Genomic DNA, 18,390 nt, shown 5'->3' with positions numbered 1-18,390 from the left:
GACGCTGATCGCCCCGATCGCGATGGAAGAGAAGCTGCGCTTCGCCATCCGCGAAGGCGGCCGCACCGTCGGCGCCGGCGTCGTCGCATCGATCATCGCCTGATCGACTACACGCAAAGTGATTTGGGAAAGGGCGGTGGCGACACCGCCCTTTTTCTTTGGCGACGGGCCGCTCGCCCATGCCGTGAACGCAGGGGCGGCTCTTGCCGCTCGGGCTGCGCGAAATCATCATTCCATGCTCTCAATCGTCACGAGAGAGCGGGATAGCCGCTCCACTACGGAGGATGCTGCCGATGTCGTTCAAGCCGCCGTTTCCGGGTATCCATTCGATCGTCTTCGCCCTGTTCGACGCGCAGGAGCGGCTCGATCGAGCGGCGATGCGCAAGCAGGCCCAGATCAGCCTCGATCTCGACGTGCAGGGCATGGCGGCGCTCGGGCTCGCGACCGAGGTCTCGAAGTTGAGCTTCACAGAGCGCTGCACCGTGATGGAGTGGATGGCGGAGGATGTGGCGGGCAGGAAGCCGCTCGCCTTCACGATCTTCGGCTCCTCGGTGGCCGAGCAGGTCGCGCTGGTGAAGGTCGCGGAGCAGAACGGCGCCGACTGGGTGATTCTCCAGCCACCGATGGTCGGCAGCTTCGGCGCCGCCGAATATATCAGTTTCTTCGGACGCATCGCCGAGACGACGACGCTCCCTGTCGCGATCCAGAATGCTCCGGCCTATATGGGCCGCGGCCTGTCGGCCGAGGATATCCGGGAGCTGACGCGGCGCTATCCGAACATCAGCCTGATCAAGGGCGAGGGCTCGGTCGTGGAGATCGAACGGCTGATCGCGGTGACCGAAGGCCACCTGCCGATTCTCAACGGGCGGGGCGGGCTGGAGCTCATCGACAATTTCCGCGCGGGCTGCGCCGGGATGATCCTGGCGCCGGACACGATCGACTACGCACTGCGCGCCTATAACCGCTACAAGGCCGGCGACGAGGCGGGGGCGGATGCCGCCTATCGCGAGGTCTTGCCGGCGATCACCTTCATCATGCAGTCGATCGAGACGCTGCTCTGCTATGGCAAGCGCATCTTCGGGGCGCGCGCCGACATCCAGATCCATGATCGCGGCCCGGCGCTGCGGCCGACCGAATTCGGGCTGAAGCTGGTCGAGCGCTACGCGCGCGAGCTCGGCCCCTACAGCAAATGAGGATGATCAACGATTTCGACTTGAAATGCACCGCGCCTTGAGGCACATGACGCCCACCTGCAGGGGTATAGCTCAGTTGGTAGAGCGGCGGTCTCCAAAACCGCAGGTCGCGGGTTCGAGCCCTGCTGCCCCTGCCAGTCGTCCCGCTGGCGACGTCTAGCCCGGATGCCCAAGCAGGTTGGCGAGGCATCCATGACCCAGAACATCTACGACGACGAGACCTTCTTCGCGGGCTACAGCCAGCTATCGCGCTCTGTCCATGGATTGGACGGCGCGCCGGAATGGCCGGTGCTCCGCGCGATGCTGCCGGAGTTGGTCGGCAGGAGCGTGCTCGATCTGGGCTGCGGCTTCGGCTGGTTCAGCCGCTTCGCGGCGGGCGAGGGCGCTGCGAGCGTGCTCGGCGTCGACGTCTCCGCGAAGATGCTGGAGCGGGCGCGCCGCGAGACGGATGATTCCCGCGTCGCCTACGAGCGCGCCGACCTCGAAGATTACGCGCCGCCGGTCGATGCCTTCGATCTCGCCTATAGCTCGCTCGCCTTCCACTATATCGACGATCTCGCCGGGCTGTTCGGGCGCGTGCATGCGGCACTGAAGCCGGGCGGCGCGCTGGTCTGCTCGGTCGAGCATCCGATCATGACGGCGCCCGTGCTGCAGGAATGGCTGGTCGATGCCGATGGCCGCGCGACCTGGCCGGTCAACGGCTACCATGACGAGGGCAGGCGGGTCAGCAACTGGCTGGCGGAAGGCGTGGTCAAGCGCCATCGGACCATCGCGACCTATCTCGACCTGCTGCTGGGGGCCGGCTTTCGGCTGGGCAGGCTGGTCGAATGGGCGCCGAGCCCGGAGCAGGTCGCGAACGAGCCGGGCTGGGTGAAGGAGCGCGAACGGCCCTTCTTCCTCCTCATCGCTGCGAGCCGGGCCTGAGCGGGGCTAGCCGAAAGGGTCTTGGCTAAAGGCCTCAAGCGATGTAAGAGGCTTGCAACGACGGCGCGCGACCCTCCCCGGGTTCCGCGCCGCGAATGTTTCAGGACGGCCGAATCGGCGTCGCGCGGGATCGCGGGCCGGCTCGGAACCCGAGGTGGTTCATGGCGAAATCCAATCCCTTCCAGTTCCTGCAGGACGTGCGCTCGGAGGCGACCAAGGTCACCTGGCCGTCGCGCCGCGAGACGCTGATCACCACGGGCCTCGTGCTCGCCATGGTGGTCCTGTCCAGCCTGTTCTTCCTCTTCACCGACACCGTCATCCGCTGGGTGCTCGGCCTCGTCCTCGGCGCCCGTTGAACGGAATTACGAACGTGAGCACCCGCTGGTATATCGTCCACGCCTATTCGAACTTCGAGAACAAGGTCGCCCAGTCGATCCGCGACCAGGCCGCGCAGCGCAACCTTGCCGACAAGTTCGAAGAGGTTTTGGTTCCGACCGAGAAGGTCGTCGAGGTTCGCCGCGGCCGCAAGGTCGAGGCCGAGCGCAAGTTCTTCCCCGGCTATGTGCTGGTGAAGTGCGAGATGACCGACGAAGTCTACCACCTCATCAAGAACACGCCGAAGGTCACCGGCTTCCTGGGCGCCGACAAGGCCAAGCCCATGCCGATCCCCGAGAGCGAGGCGATGCGGATCAAGGGCCAGGTGGCCGAGGGCGTCGAGCGGCCGAAGCCGACGATCGTTTTCGAGGTCGGCGAGCAGGTCAAGGTCGCGGACGGGCCGTTCGCCTCGTTCAACGGCGTCGTCGAGGATGTCGATCACGCCCGCGCCCGCCTCAAGGTCGCGGTCTCGATCTTCGGTCGCGCGACCCCCGTGGAACTCGAATACGGTCAGGTCGAGAAGCTCTGATCCTGATCGGGAAACCTTTCGGGGCTTCCCTTCGGTGCCGCCCTGTGTCATAGGGCGCGCCTCAACCGCGTGGGAGGCGTGCCGGTCGCCAGCCGGATCACAGGCGCCGCACCACGCACTGCAACCACCCCGGCCCCGATGAAGAGCATCGGCAGGCGGGGTCGTCGTCGTTCCGGATAGGCATCGGGGCGGACGGCAGGAGCAGCCATCATGGCGAAGAAGATCACGGGTTACGTGAAGCTTCAGGTTCCGGCGGGCGCGGCCAATCCGTCGCCGCCGATCGGTCCGGCGCTGGGTCAGCGCGGCCTCAACATCATGGAATTCTGCAAGGCCTTCAACGCGAAGACCCAGCAGATGGAAAAGGGCATGCCCATCCCGGTGATCATCACCGCGTATGCGGATCGCTCCTTCACCTTCGAGATGAAGCAGCCGCCGGTCTCGTACTGGCTGAAGAAGGCCGCTGGCCTGACCTCCGGCTCGAAGACGCCGGGCCGCGGCGGCAACGTCGGCAAGGTCAGCGCTGCGCAGATCAACGAGATCGCCGAGAAGAAGATGGCCGATCTCAACTGCGACACCGTCGAATCGGCTTCGGCCATGATCCGTGGCTCGGCCCGCTCGATGGGCCTGGAAGTCGTGGGCTGAGGGGGCGATCATGGCACATACCGGAAAGCGCGTCGTCAAGGGCCGTGAAGGCATTGACCGCACCAAGCTGTACTCGCTCGACCAGGCTGTCACGTTCATCAAGGAACGCGCCAACGCCAAGTTCGACGAGACCGTCGAGATTGCGATGAATCTCGGCGTCGATCCGCGCCACGCCGACCAGATGGTCCGCGGCGTCTGCAACCTGCCGAACGGCTCGGGCCGCACGCTGCGCGTCGCCGTCTTCGCCCGCGGCGCCAAGGCCGACGAGGCCAAGGCTGCGGGTGCCGACATCGTCGGCGCCGAGGAGCTGGTCGAGTCCGTTCAGAAGGGCGAGATCAACTTCGATCGCTGCATCGCGACCCCGGACATGATGGGTCTGGTCGGCCGTCTCGGCAAGGTGCTCGGCCCGCGCGGCCTGATGCCGAACCCGCGCGTCGGCACCGTCACCATGGACGTGACCTCCGCCGTCGCCGCCTCGAAGGGCGGTTCGGTCGAGTTCCGCGTCGAGAAGGCCGGTATCGTCCACGCGGCTGTCGGCAAGGCCTCGTTCTCGGCCGAGAAGCTCTCGGAGAACATCAAGGCGTTCGTCGACTCCGTCGCCAAGGCGAAGCCTGCCGGCGCCAAGGGCACCTATATCCAGCGCGTCGCTCTGTCGTCGACCATGGGTCCCGGCGTCAAGATCGAGCCGAACACCGTCACCGGCGCCTGATCGGCTGATCGATCAGGCCATCGGATTTATCCGAAAAGTGGAATCCACTTTTCGGTCCGATGCCAGGGGAGGGCGGCCGGATTGCCGGCCGCTCGCCTGCTCTTGATTTCGTGATGTCAAGAGCCTACTTGGCAGAAGCAGGCGAAGGCGCTATGACGCAGGCCTGTTTCCATGAGTGAAGGGGCTCCGGCGTGCCTGGCACGAAGGGGTCTGTTTCGCGTTTTTCGGCGGTTTTCGCCGAAGAATGGGTGATTTGAGCGGCGGAAAGCGATTTCCAAGGCTTGGAATCATCCAGTCCTGTCTGAGACTGCAGGTGCGCTCCGGATTCGTCCGGGGGCATAATTTCGCCAAGAGGCCTGCATAGACGGTGCAAGAGCTTAGTCCCGGATCGCGAGATCCGGACAAGACGGTTCGAACCATCTCGCCCGATCGTGACCCTCAGGGGTCGGGAGCGGGGACAGGGCACCAAGCGTCGCTTTGCGGGGCGCCGGTGTCAACCGGGGTTCTGAAGAGCGGCATTTGCAACCGGCGGCGAGCCTTCGAAAGCTTGTCGCCTACCGGAGAGAGCCCAGTGGATAAAGCGGCAAAGAAAGATGCCGTCGCGTCGCTGAACGATGTGTTTGCGAACACGTCGGTCGTCGTCGTGGCCCACTATGCGGGTTTGACCGTGGCCCAGTTCCAGAAGCTTCGTCGCGAGATGAAGGCGAATGGCGCCACTGTTAAGGTCGCAAAGAACCGCTTGGCCAAGATCGCTCTTGAAGGCACCGACGTCGCGTCCATCAGCAACCTGCTGACGGGTCCCACCCTGATCGCTTATTCAAACGATCCGGTCGCGGCGCCGAAGGTCGCCACTGCTTTCGCCAAGGAGAACGACAAGCTCGTCATCCTGGGCGGCGCGATGGGCACGACCGCCCTGAACCCCGATGGTGTCAAGGCCCTGGCCACGATGCCCTCGCTCGACGATATGCGCGCCAAGCTCATCGGCCTTATCCAGGCCCCGGCTACGAAGCTCGCGCAGCTCACGAACGCGCCCGCCGGCAAGCTGGCACGCGTGGTTCAGGCTTATGCCGACAAGAATGCGGCTTGATAGCCAGCAAACCCTTATCGTTCGAACCTCTTAAGACAGGAAGTTAAACCATGGCCGATCTCGCCAAGCTCGTCGACGATCTCTCGTCGCTCACCGTTCTCGAGGCTGCTGACCTCGCCAAGATGCTCGAAGAGAAGTGGGGCGTTTCCGCTGCCGCCGCCGTCGCCGTTGCGGCTGGCCCGGCTGCTGGCGGTGGCGCTGCTGCCGCTGCTGAAGAGCAGACCGAGTTCACCGTCGTTCTTGCCGCCGCCGGCGACAAGAAGATCGAGGTGATCAAGGAAGTCCGCGCCATCACCGGCCTGGGCCTCAAGGAAGCCAAGGACCTGGTCGAAGGCGCTCCGAAGCCGGTCAAGGAGTCGGTTGCCAAGGACGAGGCCGAGAAGCTCAAGAAGCAGCTCGAGGCCGTCGGCGCCAAGGTCGAGCTCAAGTGAGCTTGGGCCGGCTGACGCCGGTCCATCTCTAATACTACAGGCAGTCCCGGGGCGCTCCACGCCTCCGGGGCTGTCGCGTCGTTTCCGCAAGGGGCGACGAATCGATGAGGCAGATCGGTGCGATTTGTCTCGAACGGCTGACCCGGCGGCCTTGCCGTCGGCTCGGTGGGACCTCCGGGTCAGCCGTCTGCAACAGCGGTTCATCGTCGGATGAATGCGCGCGGATGTGTCAAGGTTGGGCATGGCGTTCTCCGCCGGGCCCGAAGAACGCGAGGAACAACATGGTCAATTCGCTCCAGGGCCGCAGGCGCGTCCGCAAGTTCTTCGGCAAGCTCAAGGAAGTGGCGGAGATGCCGAACCTCATCGAGGTTCAAAAGGCGTCCTACGATCAGTTCCTGATGGTCGATGAGCCCAAGGGCGGTCGCGGCGACGAGGGCCTGCAGTCCGTCTTCAAGTCCGTCTTCCCGATCGGCGATTTCTCCGGCGCCTCGCTGCTGGAATTCGTGAAGTACACCTTCGAGCCGCCGAAATACGATGTCGACGAGTGCCGCCAGCGCGGCATGACCTTCTCGGCGCCGCTCAAGGTGACGCTGCGCCTGATCGTGTTCGATATCGATCCCGACACCCAGGCCAAGTCGGTCAAGGACATCAAGGAGCAGGATGTCTACATGGGCGACATGCCGCTCATGACCGACAACGGCACCTTCATCGTCAACGGCACTGAGCGCGTCATCGTCTCGCAGATGCACCGTTCGCCGGGCGTGTTCTTCGACCACGATAAGGGCAAGACCCATTCCTCGGGCAAGCTGCTCTTCGCCGCGCGCATCATCCCCTATCGCGGTTCCTGGCTCGACATCGAGTTCGACGCCAAGGACATCGTCTATGCCCGTATCGACCGGAAGCGTAAGATTCCGGTCACGTCGCTGCTGTTCGCGCTCGGCATGGACGGCGAGGAGATCCTCAGCCGCTTCTACAACACCATCACCTACACCAAGGACGCCAAGGGCTGGCGCGTTCCCTACGACGCGGAGCGCATGAAGGGCTTCAAGGCGACCGAAGACCTGATCGACGCCGACACCGGCGAGGTCGTGGTCGAGGCCGGCAAGAAGCTCGTCGCCCGCACCGCGCGCCAGCTCGCCGAGAAGGGCCTGAAGTTCCTGCGCGCCTCGGACGAGGATCTCGTCGGCCAGTATGTCGCCGAGGACATCGTCGATCCGGAAACGGGTGAGGTCCACGCCGAGGCCGGCGAAGAGCTGGCTATGGCGGCCGAGGCCAAGACCGGCGAGATGAAGGGCAACCTCGTCGACCTGATCGCCAAGGGCTATACCGAGATCCCGGTGCTCGACATCGACCACATCACGGTCGGCCCCTATATCCGCAACACGCTGAACGTCGACAAGAACTCGCGCCGCGAGGAAGCCCTGTTCGACATCTACCGCGTGATGCGTCCGGGCGAGCCGCCGACCCTCGAGACCGCCGAGAACATGTTCCAGTCGCTGTTCTTCGACTCGGAGCGCTACGACCTGTCGGCCGTCGGCCGCGTCAAGATGAACATGCGCCTCGACCTCGACGCCGAGGACACCGTGCGCATCCTGCGCAAGGAGGACATCTTCGCGGTCGTCAAGGCGCTTGTCGACTTGCGCGACGGCAAGGGCGAGATCGACGACATCGACCATCTCGGCAACCGCCGCGTGCGCTCGGTCGGCGAGCTCATGGAGAACCAGTATCGCCTGGGTCTGCTCCGCATGGAGCGCGCCATCAAGGAGCGCATGTCCTCGGTCGATATCGACACGGTCATGCCGCAGGACCTGATCAACGCCAAGCCGGCGGCTGCCGCCGTGCGCGAGTTCTTCGGTTCCTCGCAGCTCTCGCAGTTCATGGACCAGACGAACCCGCTCTCGGAAGTCACCCACAAGCGCCGCCTCTCGGCGCTTGGCCCGGGCGGTCTGACCCGTGAGCGCGCCGGCTTCGAGGTGCGCGACGTGCACCCGACCCATTACGGCCGCATCTGCCCGATCGAAACGCCGGAAGGCCCGAATATCGGCCTGATCAACTCGCTCGCCACCTTCGCCCGGGTGAACAAGTACGGCTTCATCGAGAGCCCCTACCGCCGCATCCGCGACGGCAAGGTCACCGACGAGGTGATCTATCTCTCGGCGATGGAAGAGGCGAAGTACAACGTCGCCCAGGCGAATGCCGCCGTCGACGCCGAAGGTCGCCTGACGGACGACCTGATCGTCTGCCGCCGCGCCGGCGAGGTCATCGTCACGCCGGTCGACAAGGTCGACTTCCAGGACGTGTCGCCGAAGCAGCTCGTTTCGGTCGCCGCGGCGCTGATCCCGTTCCTCGAGAACGACGACGCGAACCGCGCGCTGATGGGCTCGAACATGCAGCGCCAGGCGGTGCCGCTGGTTCGCGCCGACGCGCCCTTCGTCGGCACCGGCATGGAAGCGGTTGTGGCCCGTGACTCGGGTGCTGCGATCGCGGCCCGCCGCGGCGGTATCGTCGACCAGGTCGATGCGACCCGTATCGTCATCCGCGCTTCGGACGAGATGGACCCGACCAAGCCGGGCGTCGACATCTACCGTCTGCAGAAGTTCCAGCGCTCCAACCAGTCGACCTGCATCACGCAGCGCCCGCTGGTCCGCGTCGGCGACATCATCAAGAAGGGTGACATCGTCGCCGACGGCCCGTCGACCGAGTTCGGCGAGCTCGCGCTCGGCCGCAACGTGCTCGTCGCGTTCATGCCGTGGAACGGCTACAACTTCGAGGATTCGATCCTTCTCTCCGAGAACATCGTGTCCCAGGACATCTTCACCTCGATCCATATCGAGGAGTTCGAGGTCATGGCGCGCGACACCAAGCTCGGCCCGGAGGAGATCACGCGCGACATTCCGAACGTTTCGGAAGAGGCGCTGAAGAACCTCGACGAAGCCGGCATCGTCTATATCGGCGCCGAAGTGGCGGCCGGCGACATCCTCTGCGGCAAGATCACGCCGAAGGGCGAGAGCCCGATGACGCCGGAAGAGAAGCTGCTTCGCGCCATCTTCGGCGAGAAGGCTTCGGACGTGCGCGACACCTCGCTGCGGGTTCCGCCCGGCGTGCAGGGCACGATCGTCGAGGTCCGCGTGTTCAATCGCCACGGCGTCGACAAGGACGAGCGCGCCCAGGCGATCGAGCGCGAGGAGATCGAGCGTCTGGCCAAGGACCGTGACGACGAGCAGGCGATCCTGGACCGCAACACCTTCGCGCGTCTGGCCGAGATCCTGACCGGCAAGACCGGTCTCGCCGGCCCGAAGGGCTTCAAGAAGGACACGGTCATCACCCGTGAGGTGATGAGCGAGTTCCCGCGTTCGCAATGGTGGCTGTTCGCCACCGCCGAAGACTCGCTGATGACCGAGATCGAGGCGATGCGGAAGCAGTACGACGAGTCGAAGAAGCGCCTCGAGCAGCGCTTCCTCGACAAGGTCGAGAAGCTGCAGCGCGGCGACGAATTGCCTCCGGGCGTGATGAAGATGGTCAAGGTCTTCGTCGCGGTGAAGCGCAAGATCCAGCCGGGCGACAAGATGGCCGGCCGCCACGGCAACAAGGGCGTGGTCTCGCGCATCGTGCCGGTGGAGGACATGCCGTTCCTCGAGGACGGTACCCATGCCGATATCGTGCTGAACCCGCTCGGCGTGCCTTCGCGCATGAATGTCGGCCAGATCCTGGAAACCCATCTGGGCTGGGCGGCTGCGGGCCTCGGCAAGCAGATCGGGCAGGCGCTCGACGCCTACAAGAAGTCGAGCGACTACAAGGCGCTGAAGGCCTCCTTCGACGCCGTCTACGAGGATAACGAGATCATCGCCTCGATGGACGAGAACGAGCTCGTCGAGATGGGCCAGAACCTGCGCCGCGGCGTGCCGGTGGCGACGCCGGTCTTCAACGGCGCCAAGGAAGCCGATATCGAGCGGCTGCTGGAGCAGGCCGGCCTGCATTCGTCGGGACAGTCGACGCTCTATGACGGGCGTACGGGCGAGCCCTTCGATCGCAAGGTCACGATGGGCTACATCTATATGCTCAAGCTGCACCACCTGGTCGACGACAAGATCCACGCGCGTTCGATCGGTCCGTACTCGCTCGTCACCCAGCAGCCGCTGGGCGGCAAGGCGCAGTTCGGCGGCCAGCGCTTCGGCGAGATGGAGGTCTGGGCGCTCGAAGCCTACGGCGCCGCCTACACCCTGCAGGAGATGCTGACGGTGAAGTCGGACGACGTCGCGGGCCGCACCAAGGTCTACGAGTCGATCGTGCGCGGCGAGGACAACTTCGAGGCGGGCATCCCCGAGAGCTTCAACGTTCTCGTCAAGGAAATGCGCTCGCTCGGCCTCAACGTCGAGCTGATCAACAACAAGGTGAAGCCTGGCGAGTTGCCGCCGGCCGAAGCGGCTGAATAAGCCGTTAACCAAACCTTGGGTACATGCCGGCGGCGCTGATGCCGCCGGCCACGGATTTCAGAAGCCGGGCAGGGTGGCCTTCGTCCCCGCCGGCTAGAGGAGACAGGCGATGAAGCAAGAGGTCATGAACCTTTTCGGCCAGCAGCCGGTCCAGCAGGCCTTCGACGCGATCAAGATCTCGATCGCGAGCCCGGAGAAGATCCTGTCCTGGTCCTTCGGCGAGATCAAAAAGCCGGAAACCATCAACTACCGCACATTCAAGCCGGAGCGTGACGGCCTGTTCTGCGCGCGCATCTTCGGGCCGATCAAGGACTACGAGTGCCTGTGCGGCAAGTACAAGCGCATGAAGTTCAAGGGCGTCATCTGCGAGAAGTGCGGCGTCGAAGTCACGCTCGCCCGCGTCCGGCGCGAGCGCATGGGCCATATCGAGCTCGCCGCTCCGGTCGCGCATATCTGGTTCCTGAAGTCGCTGCCCTCGCGCATCGGCCTCCTGATGGATATGCCGCTCAAGGACCTCGAGCGCATCCTCTACTTCGAAAGCTACGTCGTCATCGAGCCGGGCCTGACCCCGCTCAAGGACCGTCAGCTTCTGTCGGAGGAGGAGTATGTCCGCTGCCAGGAAGAGTACGGCGCGGACACCTTCACCGCCATGATCGGCGCGGAAGCCATCCGCGAGATGCTGCGCGCGCTCGACCTCGACCAGATCAACGCCGATCTCAAGCATGAGATCGCGACGACGACGTCGGAGCTGAAGCCCAAGAAGCTGATGAAGCGCCTCAAGATCATCGAGGCGTTCCAGGAGTCGGGCAACAAGCCGGAATGGATGGTGATGACCCAGATCCCGGTCATCCCGCCGGATCTGCGCCCGCTCGTGCCGCTCGACGGCGGCCGCTTCGCGACCTCCGACCTGAACGACCTCTATCGCCGCGTCATCAACCGCAACAACCGCCTGAAGCGCCTGATCGAGCTGCGCGCGCCGGACATCATCATCCGCAACGAGAAGCGGATGCTGCAGGAATCCGTCGACGCGCTGTTCGATAACGGCCGCCGCGGCCGCGTCATCACGGGTGCCAACAAGCGCCCGCTGAAGTCGCTCGCCGACATGCTGAAGGGCAAGCAGGGCCGCTTCCGCCAGAACCTGCTCGGCAAGCGCGTCGACTATTCCGGCCGCTCGGTCATCGTCGTCGGCCCGGAGATGAAGCTGCACCAGTGCGGCCTGCCGAAGAAGATGGCGCTCGAGCTGTTCAAGCCGTTCATCTATGCTCGTCTCGACGCCAAGGGCTACTCGACCACGGTCAAGCAGGCCAAGAAGCTGGTCGAGAAGGAGAAGCCTGAGGTCTGGGATATCCTGGACGAGGTCATCCGCGAGCATCCGGTGATGCTGAACCGCGCGCCGACGCTGCACCGCTTGGGCATCCAGGCGTTCGAGCCCGTGCTGATCGAGGGCAAGGCGATCCAGCTGCATCCGCTGGTCTGCGCCGCCTTCAACGCGGACTTCGACGGCGACCAGATGGCCGTGCACGTCCCGCTGTCGCTCGAGGCGCAGCTGGAAGCGCGCGTGCTGATGATGTCGACCAACAACATCCTGCACCCGGCGAACGGCATGCCGATCATCGTGCCCTCGCAGGACATCGTGCTCGGCCTCTACTATCTCTCGATCGTCTCGGATGGTGAGCCCGGCCAGGGCAAGGTCTTCGGCGATTTCGGCGAGCTCGAGCACGCGCTGCACGAGAAGGTCGTGACGCTGCATTCGAAGATCAAATATCGCTGGACCGGCACCGGCAAGGACGGCAAGCCGTACACGAAGATCTACGACACCACGCCGGGCCGCGTGATCCTCTCGACCGCGCTGCCGGACCACCCGGCCGTGTCCTTCGACGTCAGCAACCGCCTGATGACCAAGAAGGAAATCTCGGGAATGATCGACGCCGTGTATCGCGGCTGCGGTCAGAAGGAATCGGTGATCTTCTGCGACCGCGTCATGGCGCTGGGCTTCCGCCACGCGTTCAAGGCCGGCATCTCCTTCGGCAAGGACGACATGGTCGTGCCGGAGAACAAGTGGGAGATCGTCGACACGACCCGCGCGCTCGCCAAGGATTACGAGCAGCAGTACCAGGACGGCCTGATCACCCAGGGCGAGAAGTACAACAAGGTCGTCGACGCCTGGGCGAAGTGCTCCGACAAGCTCGCCCAGGAGATGATGGCCCGCATCTCGACCGTCCAGAAGGACGATACCGGCCGCGACAAGCAGATCAACTCGATCTACATGATGTCGCACTCGGGCGCCCGTGGTTCGCCGGCGCAGATGCGCCAGCTCGCCGCCATGCGCGGCCTGATGGCCAAGCCGTCGGGCGAGATCATCGAGAGCCCGATCATCTCGAACTTCAAGGAAGGCCTCGACGTTCTCGAGTACTTCAACTCGACCCACGGCGCCCGCAAGGGCCTCGCCGACACGGCGCTCAAGACGGCCAACTCGGGCTATCTTACCCGCCGTCTCGTCGACGTGGCGCAGGATGCGATCATCTCCGAGACGGATTGCGGCTCGGATAACGGCATCAAGATGCGCGCCATCGTCGATGCCGGCCAGGTCGTGGCTTCGCTCGGCATGCGCATCCTGGGCCGCGCCACGGCCGAGGACATCGTCGACGTCGAGGGCAAGGTCATCGTCGCCAAGGGCATCGTGATCGAAGAGAGCGACATCGCGAAGATCAACGCCGCCGGCATCCAGGAGGTGAAGATCCGTTCGGTTCTCACCTGCGAGACCAAGAACGGCGTCTGCGCCACCTGCTACGGGCGCGATCTGGCCCGTGGCACGCCCGTCAACATGGGCGAGGCCGTCGGCGTCATCGCGGCGCAGTCGATCGGCGAGCCGGGCACGCAGCTCACCATGCGTACCTTCCATATCGGCGGCGCGGCGACCATCGCCGACCAGTCCTTCGTCGAGTCGAACTTCGAAGGCACAGTCAAGATGCGCAACCGCAACGTCGCGCGGAACTCGGACGGCGACCTCATCGCCATGGCGCGCAACATCGCCATCGGGATCGTCGGGCCTGACGGCGCCGAGCGCGCGGTCCATCGCGTCCAGTTCGGCTCTAAGCTGCGCGTGGACGAGGGCGACAAGGTCAAGCGCGGCCAGCGCCTGATCGAGTGGGATCCCTATTCCCGCCCGATCCTGGCGGAAGTGGACGGCAAGGTCGGCTACGAGGACCTCGTGGACGGCATGTCGATCACTGAGACGACCGACGAAGCGACGGGCATCTCCAAGCGCGTCGTCATCGACTGGCGCGGCTCGGCCCGTACGGCCGACCTGAAGCCGGCCATGGTGATCTTCGGCGCGGACGGCAAGGTGGCGAAGCTCGCCCGTGGTGGCGAAGCCCGCTACATCCTGCCGGTCGACGGCATCATCTCGGTGGAGCCGGGCCACGCGATCAAGGCCGGCGACGTGCTGGCGCGTGTCTCGACCGACTCGGCCAAGACCCGCGACATCACCGGCGGTCTGCCGCGCGTCGCGGAGCTGTTCGAGGCGCGTCGTCCGAAGGATGCGGCGATCATCGCCGAGAAATCGGGCGTGATCGGCTTCGGCAAGGACTACAAGAACAAGCGGCGCGTCACGCTGACGCCGCATGACGGTTCCGACGGGGTCGAGTACCTGATCCCGAAGGGCAAGCACATCCATCTCCAGGACGGCGACGTCGTGGAGGTCGGCGACTACATCCTCGACGGCAACCCGGCCCCGCACGACATCCTTGCGATCAAGGGCGTCGAGGAGCTGGCGGCTTATCTGGTCAACGAAATCCAGGAGGTCTATCGCCTCCAGGGCGTGACCATCAACGATAAGCACATCGAGGTCATCGTCCGGCAGATGCTGCAGAAGGTCGAGATCACCGAGTCCGGCGACAGCGACATCCTGACCGGCGACCAGATCGACAGGATCGAGCTGGAAGAGGTCAACGCGAAGCTGCGCGAGGAGGGCAAGAAGCCGGCTTCCGGCGTTCCGGTCCTGCTCGGCATCACCAAGGCCTCGCTGCAGACCCGCTCCTTCATCTCGGCGGCGTCCTTCCAGGAGACCACCCGCGTCCTCACCGAGGCGGCGGTCAACGGCAAGTCGGACATGCTCGAGGGCCTCAAGGAGAACGTCATCGTCGGCTCGCTCATCCCGGCCGGCACCGGCGCCCAGGTCGCCCGCATCAAGCAGGTGGCCACGCGTCGCGACGATCTCATCGTCGGCCAGAAGGCGGATGCGGCGGCGAAGGCCGCCAAGGCAGCCGCGGCGGTTCTCCCGGCCGCTGAATAACCGGTCCGGCGAAAGCCTCACGTCATCGAACGGCCGCCCTCGGGCGGCCGTTTCTTTTTGGTCGGGCCAACGCCAGTCAGCGGCGGTGCCGTTCAAGCCGGGCGCGTCCTCTCCGGCCGATGATTCTTTTCCGGGGATCGTGCGGTCGGCGAGATCGAAGGAACTTTACGCCCTGTTTCGGGCGGCTATGCTGTCGATCGGCGCTGGGCAGCGCGGCCGCATGCGGCTTGCAGCTGTCATTCGCTTAATGGATGGCGGAAATGCAGGCGTGAACGCGCCTGGAGCCGCAATCCGGGGTTGACGCGAATCTCCGTTCGAGTCATAAGCGCGCCACTGTCGACGGTTGTCGGACACGTTTGTCGCTCGCGCATGGTTCGCGAGCGAGTTTCGCGACCGAAACTCCGTCGGAATTCCAGCGTCGATTGACGACATGGCAGGATGCATGAACGCGGGACTTGTTCCGTGTTCCTCTGCTGGCGAACGCGCCTGAGGCCCCTGTATGGGCGCCGATGGCGCGGCTTCGTTTATGCCATGGCTTTGCTCGACCTGGGAGATTGACCAGGAATTTCCAAACGCTCAGTGGGGCGAGAGGCCAGAATGCCGACAATCAGCCAGCTCATTCGCAAGCCGCGGTCGCCCGTGAAGGCGCGTAACACCGCCCCGGCGCTTGAGAATTGCCCGCAGAAGCGCGGCGTTTGCACGCGCGTCTATACGACGACCCCGAAGAAGCCGAACTCGGCGCTCCGCAAGGTTGCCAAGGTTCGTCTGACCAATGGCTTCGAGGTGATCGGCTACATCCCCGGCGAGGGTCACAACCTCCAGGAGCACTCGGTCGTCATGATCCGTGGCGGCCGCGTCAAGGATCTTCCCGGCGTGCGCTATCACATCCTGCGCGGTGTGCTCGACACGCAGGGCGTCAAGAACCGCAAGCAGCGCCGTTCGAAGTACGGCGCCAAGCGTCCCAAGTAATTTTCTGCCAGGCCGGCGGGGTCGTTCGATCCGAGCCGGTCCGCAGCGTTCCAGATTGACCGGAGACTAGACGATGTCCCGCCGCCACAGTGCCGAAAAGCGCGAAGTTATCCCGGACCCGAAGTTCGGCGATATCGTCGTGACCAAGTTCATGAACTCGGTCATGTACGAAGGTAAGAAGTCGACCGCCGAGCGGATCGTCTACGGTGCCTTCGACATCATCGAGGCGAAGACCAAGAGCGAGCCGCTCGGCGTCTTCAAGTCGGCGCTCGAGAACGTCGCTCCGGCGATCGAGGTCCGCTCCCGCCGCGTCGGTGGCGCAACCTATCAGGTTCCGGTCGAAGTCCGCACCGAGCGCCGCCAGGCGCTTGCCATCCGCTGGCTGATCACGGCTGCCCGCGGCCGCAACGACAAGACCATGGTGGAGCGCCTGTCGGCCGAGCTGATGGACGCCGCCAACAACCGCGGCAACGCCGTCAAGAAGCGCGAAGACACGCACCGGATGGCGGAAGCCAACCGCGCCTTCTCGCACTACCGCTGGTAAGCGGCGCGCTGACCCGAGACATAGAGCACGATCATGGCCCGTTCCCATCCCATCGACCGTTATCGCAACTTCGGCATCATGGCCCACATTGATGCCGGCAAGACGACGACGACCGAGCGCATCCTTTTCTACACCGGCAAGTCGCATAAGATCGGCGAAGTCCATGACGGCGCCGCGACCATGGACTGGATGACGCAGGAGCAGGAGCGTGGCATCACGATCACCTCCGCCGCGACGACCTGCCTGTGGCGCGACCACCGCCTGAACATCATCGACACCCCCGGCCACGTCGACTTCACCATCGAAGTCGAGCGTTCGCTGCGCGTGCTCGATGGCGCCGTCTGCGTTCTCGACGGCAACCAGGGCGTCGAGCCCCAGACCGAGACCGTCTGGCGCCAGGCCGACAAGTACGACGTCCCGCGCGTCGTGTTCGTCAACAAGATGGACAAGATCGGCGCCGATTTCTATCGCTGCGTCCAGGACATCATCGACCGCGTCGCCGGCAAGCCCGTCTGCCTGCAGATCCCGATCGGTTCCGAGGCCAACTTTGCCGGCGTCGTCGACCTGATCAAGATGAAGGCGATCGTCTGGAACGGCGAAGCGCTGGGCGCTTCCTTCGAAGAGAAGGAAATCCCCGCCGATCTGCTCGACAAGGCCACTGAATATCGTGGCAAGCTCGTCGAGGCCGCCGTCGACATGGACGACGCCGCGATGGAAGCCTATCTCGACGGCACCGAGCCGGACGCCGAGACGCTGCGCCGCCTCGTGCGCACCGCCGTGCAGCGCCGCGCCTTCCACCCGGTGCTCTGCGGTTCGTCCTTCAAGAACAAGGGCGTGCAGCCCCTGCTCGACGCTGTCGTCGACTTCCTGCCGTCGCCCGTCGATCGCGGCGCGGTCGAAGGCATCGACTTCAAGACCGAAGAGCCCGTCGTCCGCAATCCGACGGACGAGGATCCCTTCGCGATGCTCGCCTTCAAGATCATGGACGACCCCTTCGTCGGCACGATCACCTTCTGCCGCATCTATTCGGGCAAGGTCGACGCCGGCCAGGGCGTCATCAACTCGACCCGCGACAAGAAGGAGCGCGTCGGTCGCATGCTGCTGATGCATGCGAACAACCGCGAGGACATCAAGGAGGCTTATGCCGGCGACATCGTCGCCCTGGCCGGCCTCAAGGACGTCCGCACCGGCGACACGCTCTGCGATCCCGTCAACGCGGTCATCCTGGAGCGCATGGAGTTCCCCGAGCCGGTCATCACGATCGCGATCGAGCCGAAGTCCAAGGCCGACCAGGAGAAGCTGGGCCTCGCCCTGTCGAAGCTCGCGAACGAGGATCCGTCCTTCCGCGTGTCGACCGACCAGGAGAGCGGCCAGACCATCCTGAAGGGCATGGGCGAGCTCCATCTCGACATCAAGGTCGACATCCTGAAGCGCACCTACAAGGTCGACGCCAATATCGGCGCGCCGCAGGTTGCGTATCGCGAGACGCTGACCAAGAAGGCCGAGATCGACTACACCCACAAGAAGCAGACCGGCGGTACCGGCCAGTTCGCCCGCGTCAAGCTGGTGATCGAGCCGAACGAGACCGGCAAGGGCTTCGAGTTCGAGTCGAAGGTCGTCGGCGGCTCGGTGCCGAAGGAGTATATCCCCGGCGTCGAGAAGGGTCTGAACTCGGTCATCGGCTCGGGCGTGCTCGCCGGCTTCCCGGTCGTGGACGTCAAGGTCACGCTGATCGACGGTGCCTTCCACGAAGTCGACTCGTCGGCCCTGGCCTTCGAAATCGCCTCCCGTGCAGCGCTGCGCGAAGGTCTGCAGAAGGGTGGCTCCGTGCTGCTCGAGCCGATCATGAAGGTCGAGGTCGTGACCCCGGAAGACTATACCGGTTCGGTCATCGGCGACCTGAACTCGCGTCGTGGCCAGATCCAGGGCCAGGACATGCGCGGCAACGCCGTCGTGATCAACGCCATGGTTCCGCTGGCCAACATGTTCGGCTATGTGAACCAGCTGCGCTCGTTCTCGCAGGGCCGCGCCAACTACACGATGCAGTTCGACCACTATGAGCAGGTTCCGTCGGCGGTGGCCGCCGAGGTCCAGGCCAAATACGCCTGATCACCAGCCCGACCTGCTTTAACGCAACAACGATTTGACTGACGGAGGCTACGATGGCCAAAGAGAAATTTGCGCGCAACAAGCCGCACTGCAACATTGGAACGATTGGTCACGTTGACCATGGCAAGACGTCTTTGACGGCTGCGATCAC

14 protein-coding genes, 1 tRNA gene and 1 pseudogene are annotated in these 18,390 nt (G+C 64.6%); all 16 read left to right on the top strand.

What is annotated here, in order from left to right; genetic code table 11:
* A pseudogene (locus ASE61_RS25920) lies at positions 1–103 on the top strand (elongation factor Tu); the annotation flags it as partial.
* Positions 104–293: 190 nt separating this feature from the next.
* Positions 294–1,193: a dihydrodipicolinate synthase family protein gene (locus tag ASE61_RS09880; protein WP_061966727.1), complete on the top strand. Its 900-nt coding sequence runs from the start codon at positions 294–296 to the stop codon at positions 1,191–1,193.
* A 61-nt stretch (positions 1,194–1,254) separates the two neighbouring features.
* Positions 1,255–1,330 (top strand) — tRNA-Trp (locus ASE61_RS09875).
* 55 nt (positions 1,331–1,385) lie between these two features.
* Positions 1,386–2,117: a class I SAM-dependent methyltransferase gene (locus ASE61_RS09870; RefSeq protein WP_061966726.1), complete on the top strand. Its 732-nt coding sequence runs from the start codon at positions 1,386–1,388 to the stop codon at positions 2,115–2,117.
* A gap of 161 nt (positions 2,118–2,278) precedes the next feature.
* Positions 2,279–2,473 (top strand): preprotein translocase subunit SecE, encoded by a 195-nt coding sequence (secE, locus tag ASE61_RS09865; RefSeq protein WP_061966725.1) that lies wholly within the window; start codon positions 2,279–2,281, stop codon positions 2,471–2,473.
* A 14-nt stretch (positions 2,474–2,487) separates the two neighbouring features.
* Entirely contained in the window at positions 2,488–3,021 is a 534-nt protein-coding gene (gene nusG / locus ASE61_RS09860; protein ID WP_061966724.1) for a transcription termination/antitermination protein NusG, read from the top strand.
* Between the two features lie 210 nt (positions 3,022–3,231).
* Positions 3,232–3,663 (top strand): 50S ribosomal protein L11, encoded by a 432-nt coding sequence (rplK, locus tag ASE61_RS09855; protein WP_061966723.1) that lies wholly within the window; start codon positions 3,232–3,234, stop codon positions 3,661–3,663.
* Between the two features lie 10 nt (positions 3,664–3,673).
* On the top strand, positions 3,674–4,372 hold the full coding sequence (gene rplA / locus ASE61_RS09850) for a 50S ribosomal protein L1 (RefSeq protein ID WP_061966722.1): 699 nt from the start codon (positions 3,674–3,676) through the stop codon (positions 4,370–4,372).
* A 571-nt stretch (positions 4,373–4,943) separates the two neighbouring features.
* On the top strand, positions 4,944–5,459 hold the full coding sequence (gene rplJ / locus ASE61_RS09845) for a 50S ribosomal protein L10 (RefSeq protein ID WP_061966721.1): 516 nt from the start codon (positions 4,944–4,946) through the stop codon (positions 5,457–5,459).
* Between the two features lie 50 nt (positions 5,460–5,509).
* A complete protein-coding gene (gene rplL / locus ASE61_RS09840) occupies positions 5,510–5,890 on the top strand; it encodes a 50S ribosomal protein L7/L12 (RefSeq protein WP_061966720.1) in 381 nt (126 codons plus the stop codon).
* 281 nt (positions 5,891–6,171) lie between these two features.
* Positions 6,172–10,323, top strand: coding sequence for a DNA-directed RNA polymerase subunit beta (gene rpoB, locus ASE61_RS09835; protein WP_061966719.1), 4,152 nt, complete (start codon positions 6,172–6,174; stop codon positions 10,321–10,323).
* A 109-nt stretch (positions 10,324–10,432) separates the two neighbouring features.
* Positions 10,433–14,617 (top strand): DNA-directed RNA polymerase subunit beta', encoded by a 4,185-nt coding sequence (gene rpoC, locus ASE61_RS09830; RefSeq protein WP_061966718.1) that lies wholly within the window; start codon positions 10,433–10,435, stop codon positions 14,615–14,617.
* 597 nt (positions 14,618–15,214) lie between these two features.
* The gene (gene rpsL / locus ASE61_RS09825) at positions 15,215–15,586 is read left to right on the top strand and encodes a 30S ribosomal protein S12 (protein WP_057189964.1); all 372 of its coding nucleotides are present in this window, start codon (positions 15,215–15,217) and stop codon (positions 15,584–15,586) included.
* A 73-nt stretch (positions 15,587–15,659) separates the two neighbouring features.
* Complete coding sequence (gene rpsG, locus ASE61_RS09820) at positions 15,660–16,130, top strand: 30S ribosomal protein S7 (protein ID WP_061966717.1); 471 nt, start codon at positions 15,660–15,662, stop codon at positions 16,128–16,130.
* A 33-nt stretch (positions 16,131–16,163) separates the two neighbouring features.
* A complete protein-coding gene (gene fusA, locus ASE61_RS09815; protein ID WP_061966716.1) occupies positions 16,164–18,239 on the top strand; it encodes an elongation factor G in 2,076 nt (691 codons plus the stop codon).
* A gap of 53 nt (positions 18,240–18,292) precedes the next feature.
* On the top strand, positions 18,293–18,390 hold a 98-nt coding region (locus ASE61_RS26390; RefSeq protein ID WP_244492786.1), incomplete at its 3' end, for a GTP-binding protein.

Origin of the sequence: Allobosea sp. Root670, assembly GCF_001429415.1 — a bacterium.
Classification (GTDB): Bacteria; Pseudomonadota; Alphaproteobacteria; order Rhizobiales; family Beijerinckiaceae; genus Allobosea; species Allobosea robiniae.
The sequence above is the reverse complement of the archived record's forward strand: the minus strand, read 5'-3'. Positions and strand labels throughout refer to the sequence as shown.

Coding starts and splice junctions, on each gene's coding strand:
- ASE61_RS09880 (WP_061966727.1), top strand. CDS start 294: ATGTCGTTCAAGCCGCCGTTTCCGGGTATCCATTCGATCGTCTTCGCC.
- ASE61_RS09870 (WP_061966726.1), top strand. CDS start 1,386: ATGACCCAGAACATCTACGACGACGAGACCTTCTTCGCGGGCTACAGC.
- secE (WP_061966725.1), top strand. CDS start 2,279: ATGGCGAAATCCAATCCCTTCCAGTTCCTGCAGGACGTGCGCTCGGAG.
- rplK (WP_061966723.1), top strand. CDS start 3,232: ATGGCGAAGAAGATCACGGGTTACGTGAAGCTTCAGGTTCCGGCGGGC.
- rplA (WP_061966722.1), top strand. CDS start 3,674: ATGGCACATACCGGAAAGCGCGTCGTCAAGGGCCGTGAAGGCATTGAC.
- rplL (WP_061966720.1), top strand. CDS start 5,510: ATGGCCGATCTCGCCAAGCTCGTCGACGATCTCTCGTCGCTCACCGTT.
- rpoB (WP_061966719.1), top strand. CDS start 6,172: ATGGTCAATTCGCTCCAGGGCCGCAGGCGCGTCCGCAAGTTCTTCGGC.
- rpoC (WP_061966718.1), top strand. CDS start 10,433: ATGAAGCAAGAGGTCATGAACCTTTTCGGCCAGCAGCCGGTCCAGCAG.
- rpsL (WP_057189964.1), top strand. CDS start 15,215: ATGCCGACAATCAGCCAGCTCATTCGCAAGCCGCGGTCGCCCGTGAAG.
- rpsG (WP_061966717.1), top strand. CDS start 15,660: ATGTCCCGCCGCCACAGTGCCGAAAAGCGCGAAGTTATCCCGGACCCG.
- fusA (WP_061966716.1), top strand. CDS start 16,164: ATGGCCCGTTCCCATCCCATCGACCGTTATCGCAACTTCGGCATCATG.